General features: G+C 68.4%; 15 protein-coding genes and 1 pseudogene. 12 read left to right on the top strand and 4 right to left on the bottom strand.

Annotation, left to right across the window (positions count from 1 at the left end; genetic code table 11):
• The first annotated feature begins 17 nt into the window (after positions 1–17).
• The 4 genes from ABD844_RS44720 to ABD844_RS44705 all read left to right on the top strand — a co-directional run bounded on the left by ABD844_RS44720 (position 18) and on the right by ABD844_RS44705 (position 6986).
• On the top strand, positions 18–2954 hold the full coding sequence (locus ABD844_RS44720) for an alpha/beta hydrolase (protein ID WP_344893185.1): 2937 nt from the start codon (positions 18–20) through the stop codon (positions 2952–2954).
• An 11-nt stretch (positions 2955–2965) separates the two neighbouring features.
• Entirely contained in the window at positions 2966–3388 is a 423-nt protein-coding gene (locus ABD844_RS44715) for a hypothetical protein (protein WP_344893182.1), read from the top strand.
• Between the two features lie 1084 nt (positions 3389–4472).
• Positions 4473–4886, top strand: coding sequence for a hypothetical protein (locus tag ABD844_RS44710; protein ID WP_344893179.1), 414 nt, complete (start codon positions 4473–4475; stop codon positions 4884–4886).
• Positions 4887–5945: 1059 nt separating this feature from the next.
• A complete protein-coding gene (locus ABD844_RS44705; protein ID WP_344893176.1) occupies positions 5946–6986 on the top strand; it encodes a LacI family DNA-binding transcriptional regulator in 1041 nt (346 codons plus the stop codon).
• A gap of 82 nt (positions 6987–7068) precedes the next feature.
• Here the strand turns inward: ABD844_RS44705 and ABD844_RS44700 are convergent, their stop codons facing one another.
• From ABD844_RS44700 to ABD844_RS44690, 4 genes and pseudogenes are all read right to left on the bottom strand, one after another.
• Entirely contained in the window at positions 7069–8223 is a 1155-nt protein-coding gene (locus ABD844_RS44700) for a 2-oxo acid dehydrogenase subunit E2 (RefSeq protein ID WP_344893258.1), read from the bottom strand.
• A 356-nt stretch (positions 8224–8579) separates the two neighbouring features.
• Complete coding sequence (locus ABD844_RS53470) at positions 8580–9365, bottom strand: site-specific integrase (RefSeq protein WP_425568761.1); 786 nt, start codon at positions 9363–9365, stop codon at positions 8580–8582.
• A 75-nt stretch (positions 9366–9440) separates the two neighbouring features.
• Positions 9441–10649, bottom strand: a pseudogene (locus ABD844_RS53465) (RNA polymerase sigma factor); the annotation flags it as partial.
• A gap of 55 nt (positions 10650–10704) precedes the next feature.
• On the bottom strand, positions 10705–11028 hold the full coding sequence (locus tag ABD844_RS44690; RefSeq protein WP_344893170.1) for a YciI family protein: 324 nt from the start codon (positions 11026–11028) through the stop codon (positions 10705–10707).
• A gap of 148 nt (positions 11029–11176) precedes the next feature.
• On the opposite strand from ABD844_RS44690, the gene ABD844_RS44685 reads away from it, so the two are divergent.
• The 8 genes from ABD844_RS44685 (at position 11177) to ABD844_RS44650 (ending at position 15168) form a co-directional block, all read left to right on the top strand.
• Positions 11177–11845: a DUF998 domain-containing protein gene (locus ABD844_RS44685; RefSeq protein WP_344893167.1), complete on the top strand. Its 669-nt coding sequence runs from the start codon at positions 11177–11179 to the stop codon at positions 11843–11845.
• A gap of 38 nt (positions 11846–11883) precedes the next feature.
• Positions 11884–12246 carry a DUF1801 domain-containing protein gene (locus ABD844_RS44680; protein ID WP_344893164.1) on the top strand — a complete coding sequence of 121 codons (363 nt, stop codon included), beginning with the start codon at positions 11884–11886 and terminating at the stop codon, positions 12244–12246.
• 161 nt (positions 12247–12407) lie between these two features.
• Positions 12408–12668 (top strand): helix-turn-helix transcriptional regulator, encoded by a 261-nt coding sequence (locus ABD844_RS44675; protein WP_344893161.1) that lies wholly within the window; start codon positions 12408–12410, stop codon positions 12666–12668.
• Positions 12669–12671: 3 nt separating this feature from the next.
• Positions 12672–13130 (top strand): hypothetical protein, encoded by a 459-nt coding sequence (locus tag ABD844_RS44670; protein ID WP_344893158.1) that lies wholly within the window; start codon positions 12672–12674, stop codon positions 13128–13130.
• Positions 13131–13213: 83 nt separating this feature from the next.
• On the top strand, positions 13214–13477 hold the full coding sequence (locus ABD844_RS44665; RefSeq protein ID WP_344893155.1) for a hypothetical protein: 264 nt from the start codon (positions 13214–13216) through the stop codon (positions 13475–13477).
• A gap of 619 nt (positions 13478–14096) precedes the next feature.
• Positions 14097–14261, top strand: coding sequence for a hypothetical protein (locus tag ABD844_RS44660; protein ID WP_344893152.1), 165 nt, complete (start codon positions 14097–14099; stop codon positions 14259–14261).
• Positions 14262–14425: 164 nt separating this feature from the next.
• Positions 14426–14629, top strand: coding sequence for a hypothetical protein (locus ABD844_RS44655; RefSeq protein WP_344893149.1), 204 nt, complete (start codon positions 14426–14428; stop codon positions 14627–14629).
• Positions 14629–15168: a peroxiredoxin family protein gene (locus tag ABD844_RS44650; RefSeq protein WP_344893145.1), complete on the top strand. Its 540-nt coding sequence runs from the start codon at positions 14629–14631 to the stop codon at positions 15166–15168. The genes ABD844_RS44655 and ABD844_RS44650 overlap by 1 nt, the downstream gene beginning before the upstream one ends.

Below are 15168 nucleotides of genomic sequence, written 5' to 3'. Positions count from 1 at the left end.
CGGTGTGGTTGGACGGGGTGCCCATCCCTGAGCAGGTACGGCCGCGGATCGGCTGGGTCGTGGGCATGGATTGGCCGGAGGCGGATGAAACCGTCCTGTTCCGGCTGGCCGATGATCTGGCGCTGGCCTTCCACCGGATCAACGACGGTGTGCGCGGCGATGGAAGGCTCGCCGGCGGGGCGGCTGCTGGCGCCGAGCGCGGCGACTGGGACGGGGAGGCGCTCAGGCGGTTCGTGGAGCGGGTAGGGGACGACACCGCCAGCCGCAAGGAGGAGTTGCTCATTCGCCTGGCGGGGTTGGCGTTGGCCTGTAACGACCTGGGCGTGGAGGTCCAGTACACCAAGCGGATGATCAAGGCTGCGGTGCTGCTGTTGATCTTCCAACTGGTGTGGCTGATGTGCCTGAAGCTGTCACCCGCCTCGGGGTGGGCCTGGGCTGCTGCGGGAGCCCGGACGCAGATCACCAGGATGATGATCCGGCAGTTGGCCAAAAGGCTGCTGTTCAACGTGGCCCTGTTCGGGACGCTGATGGGCGGGCTGGACCTCTACGTGCAGGCGAGTCAGTCCCGGCGCGAGGAGATCGATTGGGAACGGGTGGGCTGGTCGGCACTGTCCGGCGTCCTCACCGGCGTCGCGTTGACGCTGACCACGGGGCTGCTGCCGCCCCGCTCGATTCTGGAGCTAATGGGGCATTCCGCCGTGGCCGGTGGCGGGGTCACTCTCGCCACCATGCTGTTGAGCGGCCAGCCGATCGACTGGACGATGGTGGCCAAAGGCGTCACGGCCGGAGCGCTCGGAGGGGCGGATGCGCACTGGGCGAGCTGGAGCCCGCGCATCGGCCGCGCCGGCGGAGGTGACCCACCGCCCCCCGGAGGCGACCCACCGCCCAGCGCGGGCAATCCCGGCACGCCACCCCGGGCTCCCGGCGGGCCCGAGCCCACCCCTCCGATCCGGACCCGCGACGGCGGCGACCCCATACCCGCGCTCCCGCCCCGGCCAGACCCCAGCGACCCGGCGGCACGCGCCGTACCGGAGCAGCAGACCACGCCGCGCGCCGCGGACAAACCACCAGAGCCCCAGACGGGCCTGGCCGCCGCACGCCCGCAGCCCACCCCGGACCGGATCCCACCGACCGGCGGCATCGACCAGATGATCAACTGGGCACGGAACGCCGAAGGGGGCGAAACCCCCACCGTTCAACTACGCCAGCATGACGCGCCCACCACCAGGCTCGGCCGAGAGCCTGCCGCCGACCTTGCCGCCGACCCTGCCGCCCACCGGGTCGACCCGCCCGCGACGAGCCCTCGCGAGCCGTCCGCCGAACCGATTCCGGCCCGGACCCGCGACTCGGGCCCGATCGAGGACGCGCCGGCGGTGCCGTCCAAGCAGCCTCCCGAACCGACACAGCAGACCTCGTTGAGCAGGGGAGCCGACCAGCCTGCCCAGTCAGGCGCGGATGGCCCAGGTGCCGTCCGGACGCACCCCGTATCGGATGGCGGCTCGCCTGAGTATGCGCCGGTTCGCTCCGAGCCCGGCAACACTGACAGAACCGTGTCGCAGGCAGACGGGCAAGATTCTCCAGCACCGGCCCATCCGCCCAGGGAAGGTGCGCCCCGACCGACACGACCCGACGAACTTGCGGTGGCCCGCCGCGACACTTCGGCCGCCGGGCGTGACCATGTTGACCGCGCCCACGCCATGCCCAGCAGAAGCCGTCCCGAAGAGGTCTCGGCGAGGCACCTGCTCGAAGAGGTGCCGGCGACGCGACTCCGGGAAGACGTCTCGACGGCGAGTTCCAGGAGGGCGGGGGAGGAAGCGCCGACGGCGCGCTCAGGGGAGGACGGTCCCCCGCCCGCGACGCCCGACCTGTCGTCCGGGCAACCCGCCCGCCCTGATTTGTTCGAGCCGGGCGCTTTACCGACCGACGTGAATGCGAGATGGCACGCGCTCACGGCGCAGCAGCAGGAATCGTTGCTGGTCACGCGAGGTCCGGAGATCGGCGCGTTGGACGGGATTCCTGTGGTGACCAGAGACCAGGTGAACCGATCGCTGGTTGCCGATGTGAAAGCCCAACTGATTACCGAGCGAGACCAGCTCAACGCCCACCCACGACTGGACCAGAATGCCGTTAAACGGCTGGAGACGGTGAACGACAGGTTAGAAGGCATCCGTGCCATCGAAGACCGGCTGGCCGCACCGCCTAGCGCCGAGCATCCCCAACTGTTCGTGCTGCGTATCAGTGGCGAGGGTACCGGGCGTGTGATCCTCTCGGCCGGCAACCCGGATACCGCCGCGAATACGGCTGTCTATGTGCCGGGTACTTTCACACGCCTGGGCGCTAACAACGCCCGGTTCATCCGAGAAATCGACGCTATCGCACTGTCAGCTACCAAGGCCGGTTCGCCGTCGACGGCAGTGATCTCTTGGATGGACTACCACGCACCCCAGTCACTTGTTCCAGAAGCGATGAGGAAGGGGTTCGCGGATGCCGCGATGGCCGGATTGAGCCGGTTCCTGGACGGCTTGAGGGTTACACATGAGGGGCCCCGGTCGCACAACACTGTGATCGGACACAGTTACGGCACGGTGGTCGTCGGGCACACGGGAAGGGACGGCGTGCTCAATGCGGACAAGGTGCTCTTTGTGGCGAGCCCCGGAACTGGCGTCGCCCGTGCCGATCAGCTCCGTCTGGCCGGGGTCGACCAGCAGGATGTTCCGAACCACGTGTTCGCCATGACCGCTGATCACGATGTGATCCGGCTCGTCAACTGGTGGCATGGCAGGGCGCCGACCTCCGTAGCTTTCGGCGCCGCGGAGATCGCAGCAGATCCAGGCGCACCCGGGCCTTGGTACGTTTTCGGGTTGAGCAAGGCGGTGCATGACCTCTATTGGGAAAGTGGCAACCCTGCGTTGGTCAACATCGGCAACATCATCGCCAACCAACCGATCTACTGATCCGAGGAATCATGCACGGTGAACTCACTCTTGAACAGGCCACTCAACGTGTGGAGGACAACTTTCGGCGGGTTTTCGCGCAACTTCCCGCCCACGCACGCGCCGAAAAGATCGCCGGCGACCCCGCGCCCTGTAACGAGCCTTCCGACGGGGGACCAGCCGGAAGGGTCGTGGCGTCGGTGGACTACCGGATCCATGATCTGCCGCCCGAACACTACGGTCATCTCTTCGACGTGCTGCGTGCGTGGTGGATAGATCACAGGTTCACCGTGTTGATCGACGCCCGACCGCGGGGGCTATACCTGTGGGTGGAGAACGCGGCCGACGGGTTCCGGATGGCCGCACAGGCCAACGAGGCCGGCGGATTGTTCCTCACCTCCGCTTCACCCTGTGTCTGGCCTGGCAACGTCTCATCAGACGACCAGCCTCGCTGATACGAGCGTGCGGCTGTTCGTCGGCGAGTACCTCTCTTTCTTCGGTCTCGAATGGACTCCGGACGACGTGCTCGTGATGGTGAGCGTGGGGCCGCTGCGCTGCGCTTCGGGACGAGTCCCAGTGAGGTGACTGCCGCGCTCGGAGGCATTACGTCTTCGTTCTCTCCGCTGCCCGGGAGAACGCGGCTTCGCGCTTCTTGAGCAACGCTGGCGCACCCTGCAGCACGTCCATCTCAGCCCCAGCCGAACCGGCGACATCGCCCAGCGAACCGGGTTCAATCTCCCTCGGTACGGTGGTAGGCGTGCAGCGGGCAGGCGACCAGTCTTCCTACCGGCTGAGGCAATGAACCACGACCCGTCTCACCGGCTTCCTCGGGAGGCATGGGCAGTCCAGGATTAGCTGTCGCGATCCCGGCTCCGCCGAATCGGCTACCGAGGCAGCATGCGTCCACCGTGGCATGACAATCCAGGAACGCGACTCCACCGAAGTCGGGGCACACCGAAGTCTCCACCGAACCCAGGGCGATTCAGGCCGACTGCCAAGACGCACCTGTCCTGCGAGCAGGGGAACAGGGTGCTGTCGTTCATCGGCACCGCCGGTCAGCGTGGCGATTCCCGGCAGTTTCAGCCGGTGTTGGAGAAGATCGGCGGGCCCGGCCCGGCTCGGGCTGCCTCGGAAGCGGCCGGACAAGGTCCGTGCCGACTGTGCGCCGCGCTGGAGGCGGATCTCGGCCGCCGCGCCTGGCTGGGTAGCTGGAGGTGGTCCAGTGGCGGCGATCCCTCAATGACGGCGGAGAGGACTGCTTGGGAGCGGCCCTCGCGGCCGAACGACTCGATCAGCCCGGCGACCGTCACGGCCAGGGACAGCAGCACGTCCGGCCGAGTGGGTCGACACTCTCGCGGCACCCGGCGCATCAGGGCGGGCACTCCGGCCGGGCGGACAGATCACCGGGGTCGCGTAGCGGTCGCCTCGATGACGCAGGTCAGCTAACTGCCGTCCACCGAGCCTCTATATGATCACCACGCTCCCGCACACGAGGCCCTCATGGCTCGCGGGACAGTAATGAACGGCGAAAGGAAGCACATGCGCACTTCCAGCAAGCTTTCCGCCCTGGCCGGCGTGGCGATGATCTCCACCTGGCTCGTCGCGGTCGCGACCCCGGCGAGCGCCGCCGGTCCCTGCGGGAGCGGCTACACCGAGATTGCCTCATATCCCATCACCGCCAACTTCGCGACGAAGGGCTACCTGGAGGTCTACTACAGCGCAGCCACCCAGCAGAACTGCGCCCTGGCCGTAGGAACGGGTGACACCTATGGAAAGAAGACCTTCAAGCGCGTGGTGATCGGCCTGAGCACGAAGCCCGCCACCGACGAGGACAAGGGTGACTTCGCCTACTACGCGGGCCCGGTGTACGTCAAAGCCCCGGGTAAGTGCATCGACGTGGAGGGCTACGTCGAGGACGCCTCCGCGGTCGGGGTGTCGGTCCACTGCGACTGACCGGTCCGCCTCCCGTCGCGGCCGTCTCGGCGCGGCGGAAACCCCGGACCTCTCCGTAGCGCTGAGCGGCACCTGCGTCGGCCTCGGAGTTGACCGGCCGAGCCCGGCCGGGGTTCTCACCCGCGGCGGCGATTGGTACGCGCGCGGAGTGGGAGGGAAGCCCGGCCGGGGTTACGGCGGCTTCGTCAACCGGGCGTGGTCAAGCGTCTCATCGGTCGAACGGGGCCGCATCCGAGCAAGGACCTGTATTGGGAGCCCGCGCGACGAGTGACCGAAGCGGCCCCGACCACGAGGGGCCCAGGCGGTGTACTGCGAGGCATTGCTGTCAGACGTATGGGACTGCTGCTCACGCTGCCTGCCCTGTCGCCTGACCCGCTAATGCGGAATGCCACCGAAAACACTCATCCGAAATCACCGTCACACTGTTCGGCGTGTCCCCAAGCTTGTCTGACGTGTGACGCCCCCGCCCGATTGGCATGGCAGCGTGGTGCGCGGCAGTTTCTGGGGTGAGGTTCACCGGTGATCGCGACCTTCTCCCGATGGAGGTGGCCCTTTGCAGCCGAGCTTGAAAGACCGGTGCTACGGCGAGGCGCCGGGGGATACGCAGACTCACGGCAATCGGTTGTCTGGGGGTATGAGACATGCCGGCGCGCCGTAGCGAGATGGACGACGTGCACAGGACATCGCACGTCGTCGGCGAACAGCATTCCTCTCGCCCTGCCGGTGGTCAGTGAGTGCACCAGCGCCTCGTGCGGAGAATCACCGTCACCGGTGATCAGGGATGTCCGGGCTGTCGCCGTAGTTGGCGCGATCCCGTTCACCGCTGTCTTGGCAGCGGCAACCACTCAACACTCGCGGTATCTCCTGATCGGGTCAGATACGTCGCGGCTACCTCATGTTCGGCCGCCGAACACTGCCTGGCGAGTTCGCCGCCGAGAAAACCGTTGCCACCGACGATGAGGAATCTCAGGGCCGGCCGGCATAGTTGATCAGTCACTCTGAAGCGGCCGCCGATCGAAGGGGTAAGATCATTTGCTTGAGGGTGCTATCGTTTGCATCATGGCTGGGGCGAGGTTGGTGGACGTGGCGCGGGAAGTCGGCGTGCACGTCGGGACTGTGTCGCGGGCGCTCAACCCCGCCACCCGGTCGCGCGTCAACGCGGAGACGGCCGCGCGCATCATCGATGTGGCACGGCGACTCGGCTACGAGGTGAACATCGCTGGTCGCGCGCTGCGGACCCAGCGCACCCAGACCATTGGCGCGCTGATCCCCGACCTCACCAACCCCCTCTTCCCGCGCATCGTCCGTGGCGTCGAGGACAGCCTGGAGAAGGCCGGATACACCGCGCTGATCGCGAGCACTGACAACAACGCGCAGCGCGAGCGCAGGATGATCGCGGCGCTGCTCAGCAGGCAGGTCGACGGCTTCCTGATCGCGAGCGCCCGCCTGGAGGACCAGGCGCTGGAGGAGATCGCCCAGGATGGCGTCCCCGTGGTGGTGCTCAACCGGACGAGCGCCAACGCCCGGACCTCGGCGGTGATCGCCGACGACCCGCAGGGGATCGCCGACGTGATGGCCCACCTGGTGGCTCTGGGGCACGAGCGCATCGCGCACGTGGCGGGCCCCGGTGACACCAGCACCGGACAGGCACGCCTGCTGGCGTTCGAAGCGGCGCTGGACCGCTACGGCCTGAAGCACCGCTCCGAGCTCGTCGTGCGGGCGGAGGCCTACAGCATCGCGGCCGGCACCCGGTGCATGCGGGACCTGTTCAAGCGCGGCAAACCGTTCACGGCCGTGGTGGCCGGGAACGACCTGCTCGCGCTGGGGGTGCTCGACGCGCTGAAGGAGAACCGGATCCCTTGTCCCGAGCGGGTCTCCGTGGTCGGTTTCAACGACATCGACTTCGCCGAGCGGATGTCTCCGGCCCTCACCACGGTCCGCGTGCCGACGTATGAGCTGGGGGCTCGCGGGGCTGAGCTGCTGCTCGACATGATCTATCGCGAGCGGGAGATCTCTACGGTGACCCTGCCCGTCACCCTGATGATCCGCGAGTCCACGGCTCCCCCTCCGCTCCAGGGCACCGGCCTGTTCGGCCTCTGACACCGGTCATCCGCCGAGCGCCCAGCAACCCGCGTGATAACGGGCTCCCGGACAGGACGGCGGACGCCACTACACCCCTCCGTCAGGCCAGGATGCGGAGTGGGTTCTCGATGAGCGTGAGAAACGCCCTCATCCACTCGGCGGCGACCGCTCCGTCGACGGGCCGGTGATCGACCGACAGCGTCACCCTCATCACCGTCCCCACCTCGATCACGTCCTTCCCCACCACCGGCTCCCTGCGTGCGGCGCCGACCGCGAGGATGGCCGACTGAGGCGGGTTGATGATCGCCGCGAACTCCTCCGTCCCGTACATGCCGAGGTTGGAGACCGTGATCGTGCCGCCCTCCAGCTCGGCCTGCCCGAGCCTGCCGTTCTTCGCCCGCTCCACGAAGTCCCGCACCGTCGAGGCGATGGAGGACACGCTCAACTGGTCGGCCGACCTCACCACGGGTGTGGCGAGCCCTCGTTCGGTGGCGACCGCGACCGCGACGTCGACAGAGGGGAATGAGCGCACCGCGTCCTCGGTCCAGATCACGTTCATCGCCGGAACCAGCGTGTGGGCGCAGGCCACGGCCTTGACCACCAGGTCGTTGACCGAGACGCGGACCGGGGCGCCGTCGTTGAGCCGGCGGCGCACCTCCAGCAGGCCGTCTACCCTGGCCGTACCGCGCAGGTAGAAGTGCGGGATGGAGCGTTTGCTCTCCGCCGTGCGCGTGGCGATGGCCCGGCGCATGCGCGCGTGCGGGAGGTCGGTGAACGGTTGTGCCTGGGCGGGAGCCTGCGGCGCCGCGGGCGGCGCGCTCGCGGGGGACCGTTCCGGCACGTCGTGGGGGTGGGGGCGGGTGTCGCGGGCGGCGATGGCAGCCTCCACGTCTCTTCTGACGATCCGGCCGTGCGGGCCCGTGCCGGTGATCTCCTCGATGGGGATCCCGGCCTCCGCGGCCATCCGGCGCGCGAGCGGGCTGGTGAAGATCCGAGGGCCGGATCCGTCCGGGACGGCGTCGGCCGACGGCCGGGAGACGGTCGCGGCGCCGGGAGCGGCGGCGACCGGTGGCGGGGGAGCCGTCACGCCGAGCTGGGTCAGCAGGGCGTCGAGGTCGGCCACCCGCTCGCCGGGTTCACCGATGAGCGCTATGGGCGCGCCCACCTCGACGTGGGCGCCTTCTGGCACCAGCGCCTTGAGGATGACGCCGTCGCTTTCGGCCTCCACGTCCACCACGGCCTTCTCGGTCTCGATGGTGACGATGCGTTTCAGAGTGTGACGCTAATCGTGATGGCAATCGATTGTCAATGAATGACCTGCGCTTTTACTGAAAGTCACTGCTGGAGCGGCAATCCTCTGCAGCGACGGTTGACCTGCCCTTTGGCGGATGCCGCCCCTCCGCCGCGGCGAGGCTCGTGCGCGCTCACCTCCACGGCCGATCAACCGGTACGGCCTGCCGGGAGTGCTCCGCCACCGCCACGGTCACAGCACCTTCACAGCACCAGGACTCCGGTTTCCAGCGCACCCGAACCGAAGCCCACCGCCGGGCGTCCGTCGACACCGCCCAGGACCTGCCGAAGCAGTGGCTCGACACCCACCCGGGCCGCTGTTCACGAACCCTGGGACGGCTCCCACGCCTCCTGACCGCCTGATCCGCCTGGAAGGGTAGAGGCGTGGAGTGGGGCAGGGCCCTGATGGTCGCGGGTCCGTCCTGCCCTCGCGTCGGCAGGGGGTTTCAGTTGGCGGAGGGTGTAGCCGTCGCCCGCCGGGTCCAGGGACTTGGTGGCCTGCTTGAAGAGGTACTGGGCCCGTTCGTACGACAGGCGGCGACGGCCGGTCTCCGGGCACAGGTCGGCGGGAGCCGGCGTGCGGGCCGGGCCGGGACGGCGGTCGGCGAGGAACACCGGGCCCCGGGTACGCCCGGCCACGAGCCGAGGGAGGAGCCGGGCGGTCTCGGAACGCCAGCTCACCCAGGTGCCGCCGACGCGGGCCCGCCGGTCGTCCAGGTCCAGGTCCTCCACGTTCAGTGACAGGACGGTGCTCACTCCGGCGGCGGACTCGTGCAGGAGCCGCCACAGGGTGCGTTCGCGCAGGGGCAGGCCGGGGCGCTGCCACAGCGCGTCGAGCCGATCCGCACTGATCGTCTCCGTCCTGGGCCGGGTCTCGCCCCGTCGGTCGAGGCCCGCCGCGAGGTCGTCCAGGGCCGCCCACGCGCCGAAGGAGCGGACGGCGGCCCGGTGCCGGTTCCACGTCGCGGACGCCGCCCCGCCCCAGGTCGTCGCGAACACCTGCGTCACCTGGTCGGCGGTCAGAGCGGTCAGCGGCAGGTGACCGCCCAGGGACCGGCACAGGCGTCCCAAGGTCTGCCCGTACGAACGGACCGTTCCTGCGTCCAGGTCGTCGCGAGCGAGGAAATCCCGGGCGGCCTGGGCGAGGGTGACCTCCGGCTGACCGGTGACGGGGATCTCGTCGGCGCGGCGGCGCAGGAAGTCGCGTTCCGCCGCATTCCTGGTCAGGGCCGCGGCCCGTTCGAACTCCAGTCGGGCCTCGTCGTGCCGTCCCAACCGGGCGAGGAGATCGCCTCGGACACCGGGCAGCAGGTGGTAGTCGCGCAGCGCGGGCTCGTCGGTCAACGTGTCGACCAGAGTGAGCCCCGCCTGTGGCCCCTGCGCCATCCCGACCGCCACCGCCCGGTTGAGCTGCACGATCGGTGTCGGCAGTAGCCGGACCAGCGCGGCGTACAGGGCCGCGATCTGCGCCCAGTCGGTGTCCTCGGGGGCCCGTGCCTGCGCGTGGCACACGGCGATCGCGGCCTGCAGCGCGTACGGGCCGGGCGGGCCGCCGCTCTCCCGCACCCGCAGCATGGCGGTGAAGCCGCGCCGGATGAGCAGTTGGTCCCAGCGCCCCCGGTTCTGCTTGTGCAGCGGGACGGGCTCGCCCGCCGACCCGATGCGCGCGGCCGTACGGGACGCCTGAATCTCCATGAGCGCGACCAGCCCGTGCACCTCCGACTCGTGCGGCGCCAGCCCGGCCAGCAACCGGCCCAGCCGCAGCGCCTCCAGGCAGAGGCCCGGCCGCATCAGATCGTCCCCGGACGTGGCCGCGTACCCCTCGTTGAAGATCAGGTAGATGACCTCCAGTACCGACGACAGGCGCTCGGCCAGGGCGGAACCCTCCGGCAGTTCGAACGGGACCCGTTCCTCGGCCAGCCTCCGTTTCGCCGCGGCGATGCGCCGGGCGACGGTCGGCTCGTCGACCAGGAACGCCCGCGCGATCTCCGCGGCCGTCAGGCCGCCGAGCAGCCGGAGCGTCAGCGCGACCCGTGCCTCGGTGGGCAGCACCGGGTGGCAGGAGATGAACATCAGCCGCAGGACGTCGTCCTGCTCCGAGGCGTCCTGGCGTTCGTCGAGTTCGCGGGCGAGCTGCTCGTGTCTACGTTCCCTGCGCTGGGAGCGCCGGATGTGGTCGATCGCCCGCCGTTTGGCGGTCGTCATAAGCCAAGCGCCGGGGTTGTCCGGGATGCCCGACTCGGGCCACTGTTCGAGTGCGGCGACGAGCGCGTCCTGGGCGAGCTCCTCGGCGAGGCCGACGTCGTGCACCATGCGGGTGAGCGCTGCGATGATCTTGGCAGACTCGAACTTCCAGACCGCGTCGACGGTGCGATGGGCGACGGTCACGATGACGATGACAGCACCACCCCGGCCCGATCGCAAGCCGGGGCGGCGCCATGCCGGTTCAGGGGCCGAAGACCTGCTGGATGACGCTCTCCCCGTCGCCGACTATCTTGCGGAAGCGCCGGCCCAGCTCGATCGCCTCCTCCTTCGACCGGACCTCGACCAGCGCGAAGCCGACCACGGCCTCCTTGGCCTCGGCGAACGGGCCGTCCGTCACCGTGATCTCGTCGCCGGAGGACGTCATCCGGATACCGCCCGGCTCAAGGCCGCCGGTGGCCAGCAGCACACCCGCCGCGGTCATCTCCTCGACGAACTTGGCCATCTCCACGTACAGGGTCTCGTCGGGGGCGGTGTCCGCGGACTTGGACATCATCAGGTAGCGCATGAGGGGTTCTCCTCGTCTTCCATGCCGTTGTCGTAGCTCTGCTAAGCGTCGAGCAACACTATGTGACAGGGAATGCTGGCGTTCCCTGTCGCATCGGTGGGTCGACGTGTGGGTGAGAACCGCACAGACCAACCGAAAGGCACCGGCCATGACCGCCATCCAGACCCCCGCCGCCGACACCACCGCCTCCTCCGACTCGGGCGCCACCCGGTCCCTGCTCACCTGCGCGGCCGTCGCGGCACCCCTGTGGGCCGTCGTATCCCTGGCCCAGGCGGCCACCCGGGAGGGCTTCGACCTCACCCGCCACCCGCTGAGCCTGCTGAGCAACGGCTCTCTCGGCTGGCTGCAGATCGCCAACTTCGTGATCGCCGGCATCCTCACCATCGCCGGAGCGGCCGGGCTGCGCCGAGCGCTGCGAGGCGCCCCCGGAGGCACGTGGGCGCCGCGGCTCGTCCTCGTCAACGGCATCGGAATGATCGTCGCCGGACTCCTCGTCATGGACCCGGGCAACGGCTTCCCCGCGGGCTTCGACGCGGTGCCCACGTCTCTGTCCTGGCACGGTTACGGCCACTTGGCCGCCGGGTCGATCTCGTTCGCCGCCCTGACCGCCGCCTGCTACGTGCTGGGCCGCCACTTCGGCCGGTCAGGGAACCGCGGCCACGCCGTCGCCTCCCACGTCGCCGGCACCGCACTGCTGATCGGCAACGGCTGGTCGATCAGCGGCGGTGCGGCCGGATCCCTGGTGCTGGCCGTGGGCACCCTCACCGCCATGCTCTGGGTCGCCCTCGTCGCCGCCCGTTACCGCCACAGCCTCTGAACCCCCGCCGCCGGCTCACCACCAGGAAGGACACTGACATGACCAAGTTCGCGACGGTGCGGGACTACCTTGCCGTCCTGCCCGAGTCCCAGCGCCGGATCGCCGGCGAACTCCTGCCGATCATCGAGGCGGTGCTGCCCGGAGCCGGAGCCGTCTGGCACGGGCACCCGGTGTGGAGCCTCGGCGACAAGCCGGGCGATTCCCCGGTCTGCTACCTCAAGGCGTACTCCGCGTACGTGAGCTTCGGATTCTGGCGAGGGCAGGAGTTGTCCGACCCGTCCGGCCGTCTCGAACCCGGTGCCAGGGCCATGGCCGGGGTGAAACTCCGCGAACCTGCCGACATCGACCCCGACCTGTTCGCCGCCTGGCTCCACGAAGCCCGCGGGCTGGAAGGTGCCTGACCAGCCGCAAACGCCGGACCCCGTCCGATCAGCACGATCGGACGGCAGGTCGGTGAGGTGCTGCCGGACCAGGACGAAGGCCTGGATCTGGAGCAGTAGACCAACCTGATGAAACAGTGTGCAGACTTGACATTATGTTGTGTTTTCACAATATTTTGTTCATGAGTCCGGTGAGGCGTGGCAGTGCGCTCCCCATCTACAACCGGCTGCAGGTGCTCCGCGCCGAGCGGAACATGAGCCGGGCAGCGTTGGCGGAGGCCGTCCAGGTCAACCCGCAGACGATCGGCGCGCTGGAGCGGGGCGACCACTATCCGAGCCTTGACCTGGCGTTCCGGATCTGCGCCGTGTTCGATCTGCCGGTGGAGACCGTCTTCAGCCGCAAGCCGTTCACCCCACTGTCCACCCAGCTCTACCGGGAGTAAGAGATGCCCAGCAACGCACTACCGCGAACCAGGGCCCGCCGCCGCCAGGTTGCGATGTCGGTGCTCGCCGGTTTCGCATTCCTGATTGCCGGGGCGGCGCTGTTCCGGGAGCCGACCCTGGAGGTGTCCGCCGTGCTGATGGTGGCGGGCCTGCTGCTGGGTGTCGGCGGGCTGTACGTCCTCCGGTCCCTCACGGGACGGATGACGGGGGACGGCCGGGATCTGGACGAGCGCGAGACCGAACTTCGCAATAACGCGCACTACCGGAGCTACCAGACGTTCGCCTTGCTGATGCTGGTCGACCTCGCTTACGGCCTGGTGGTCGCCGGGCGGCCGGATGGAGGATCGCTGACCTCCAGCATGACCGCGGCATTGTTCCTTCTCGGGCTGGCCATGCCCACGCTGAAACTGGCGTGGTCGCTGCCCGACGACGATCCCGAGGACTTTGTCACGACCGCTTGAGCGCCATAAGATCGGCGGCGCGCCGACGGCCGCATTCCGGTCGCGGTGACCTGCCGAAGTACTCCAGGTGCCGATCCCGGGATATGACGAGTGGCTCGACCGACCCGAGCCGCGCGGCGGACTTGCCGGGCGTCTACCGGCGCGAGGGCCGCCGCGACCTGGTCAGCCAGGCCGCCGAGGAGGACCTGGTGCAGCGCCGCTTCGATGTCGAGGCGTCTGATCGGCTGTTGCTGACCGATATCACCGGGCATCCCACCGGCGAAAGAGAAGCTTTATTGCGCTGCTGTCATAAATGCCTATCCGTGCCGGATCATCGGCTGGTCCGTCGACGCACGGCAGGATTCTGATCTCGTGGTGAGGGCATTGGCGATAGCTGTGGCCCGGCTTCTCGACGCCGGAATCTGGAACGCCCGAGAATAACGGGCCGGCGCCATCTTTGAATGGATCGAATGCCGGTGCAATCCTCTCCGGCGACATTCCGGTATCGGAATACGCAGTCCGTCGCGTTCGAGGGCCTCTACAGGTCACCACCCGCACCGCTCGGCGGGGTGGGGAGACTTGCCCGGCATGGACTCGGCCCTCTCAAGAGATCGAGCCTTCCCGTCGGCTCTACAGCCGGTTACCGCTCAACTCCGGAGAGTATGACGTGAAGGCTGACACGCGGAAGCCATCCAAGTAAATGCGGTTCGGTGTGCGACGTCCCGCGGGCGGGCGGAGCGGTTCGATCAAGGTCAACGGCCATGTTCGTCACCGAAACACCAAACGCAAGTGATCTTCGTCACAGATCACCATCTTTTCGGATTTACGGTCACCCTATACAGTGCTGGATTGTTGCCCCATTTTCTTGGGGGTGGGTCGCGGTATGCGAAAGGTTGTGAGGCCGCGGGTCATTGAAGAAGGCTTGGTAATGGCAGTCGATCCTATCCGGCATATTTCTGGCAATGAATATTCGAAAAGGAGAAAGTCATGAGCCGTCTCATTGATCGAATGATCGAGCGGATTGCCCCCAAGGCAACCGCGTCCGCCTGCAGCGGCAGCTACTTCTGCAACGCCGCCGGCCACCCGGGCTACTGGTACCGCTTCTGCTGCCCACAGACCGGCTGCCAGTGGACCAAGGTCGGCAGCTGCTGACCTGACCGTCAGGCGCGCCGGGCGGTGGTGCACGCCGCCGTCCGGCGCTGACGAGGAGAAGACGCAGGGATGGAGTACGTGAGGGCGGGTTGCGCCGGCTTGATCGCCGCGTTCACCAGCGCCATCACGATCGCACTCCAGCGGGGGCGGGTTGCTCCACCCCGATGCTTCGGCGCGTCCAGTACGCCTCTCGGCCCCGTCATCTGGTCCGCAACACCGCGTTGTCGTTCATGACCGTGCTCGGTGGGCCGACACCCAAGGAGCTCCCGCCTGCCGACCTGGCCGTGGCGGCCTCGTCCGGCCTCATCGGAGCGATTCTGATCGTCTCCTTCGACGACATCATCGACCTGTTCGCGAGGACTTCCTGATGCCCTATCTTGTCGCCGCCGTGGTGCTGCTCGGTGTGCTGTGCCTGCTGAACCTGCTGCTCACGATCGGAATCCTGCGCCGCATGAGGACACAGGCCGACCAGGCGGGATGGCATCCCGGGCCCGTGTTCGCGCTCGGTCCAGGCTCCGCCGTCGGGGAGTTCGCCGTCGTGACGACCACCGGCGAGCCGGTGTCCCACGACAGCCTGACCGGCCTGGTCGGATTCTTCTCCGCAGGCTGCGAGGCCTGCCACGATCTGCTTCCGCGTTTCGTCGAACACGTGCGGGAGTCGGGTCGTAAGGACGTGCTGGCGGTGGTCGGCGGCGATGACGCCGAGCTGGTTCAGGCTCTCACTCCGGTCGCCCGGGTCGTCGTGGCCGGCCTCGACGGCGGACCCGTGGCGCGAGCGTTGCAGAACACCTGGACCCCGGCGCTTTACCTGGTCGGAGATGATCACAGGGTCGTCGCCACGGGATCCAAGATCGAGGAACTGCCGCCTCCGAAGCTCGAGCACGACCGCGTCGCCGGCAAGGGGTGA

This window comes from Nonomuraea antimicrobica (assembly GCF_039536965.1).
Classification (GTDB): Bacteria; Actinomycetota; Actinomycetes; order Streptosporangiales; family Streptosporangiaceae; genus Nonomuraea; species Nonomuraea antimicrobica.
Note: the sequence above shows the minus strand (reverse complement) of the source record. Positions and strands in the feature narration are given on the sequence as shown.

Excerpts from the sequence above, each read along its gene's own strand:
- ABD844_RS44655 (WP_344893149.1), top strand. The coding sequence starts at position 14,426 with ATGCTTCGGCGCGTCCAGTACGCCTCTCGGCCCCGTCATCTGGTCCGC.
- ABD844_RS44705 (WP_344893176.1), top strand. The coding sequence starts at position 5,946 with ATGGCTGGGGCGAGGTTGGTGGACGTGGCGCGGGAAGTCGGCGTGCAC.
- ABD844_RS44675 (WP_344893161.1), top strand. The coding sequence starts at position 12,408 with ATGAGTCCGGTGAGGCGTGGCAGTGCGCTCCCCATCTACAACCGGCTG.
- ABD844_RS44710 (WP_344893179.1), top strand. The coding sequence starts at position 4,473 with ATGCGCACTTCCAGCAAGCTTTCCGCCCTGGCCGGCGTGGCGATGATC.
- ABD844_RS44680 (WP_344893164.1), top strand. The coding sequence starts at position 11,884 with ATGACCAAGTTCGCGACGGTGCGGGACTACCTTGCCGTCCTGCCCGAG.
- ABD844_RS44670 (WP_344893158.1), top strand. The coding sequence starts at position 12,672 with ATGCCCAGCAACGCACTACCGCGAACCAGGGCCCGCCGCCGCCAGGTT.
- ABD844_RS44685 (WP_344893167.1), top strand. The coding sequence starts at position 11,177 with ATGACCGCCATCCAGACCCCCGCCGCCGACACCACCGCCTCCTCCGAC.
- ABD844_RS44650 (WP_344893145.1), top strand. The coding sequence starts at position 14,629 with ATGCCCTATCTTGTCGCCGCCGTGGTGCTGCTCGGTGTGCTGTGCCTG.
- ABD844_RS44715 (WP_344893182.1), top strand. The coding sequence starts at position 2,966 with ATGCACGGTGAACTCACTCTTGAACAGGCCACTCAACGTGTGGAGGAC.
- ABD844_RS44690 (WP_344893170.1), bottom strand. The coding sequence starts at position 11,028 with ATGCGCTACCTGATGATGTCCAAGTCCGCGGACACCGCCCCCGACGAG.
- ABD844_RS44660 (WP_344893152.1), top strand. The coding sequence starts at position 14,097 with ATGAGCCGTCTCATTGATCGAATGATCGAGCGGATTGCCCCCAAGGCA.
- ABD844_RS44665 (WP_344893155.1), top strand. The coding sequence starts at position 13,214 with ATGACGAGTGGCTCGACCGACCCGAGCCGCGCGGCGGACTTGCCGGGC.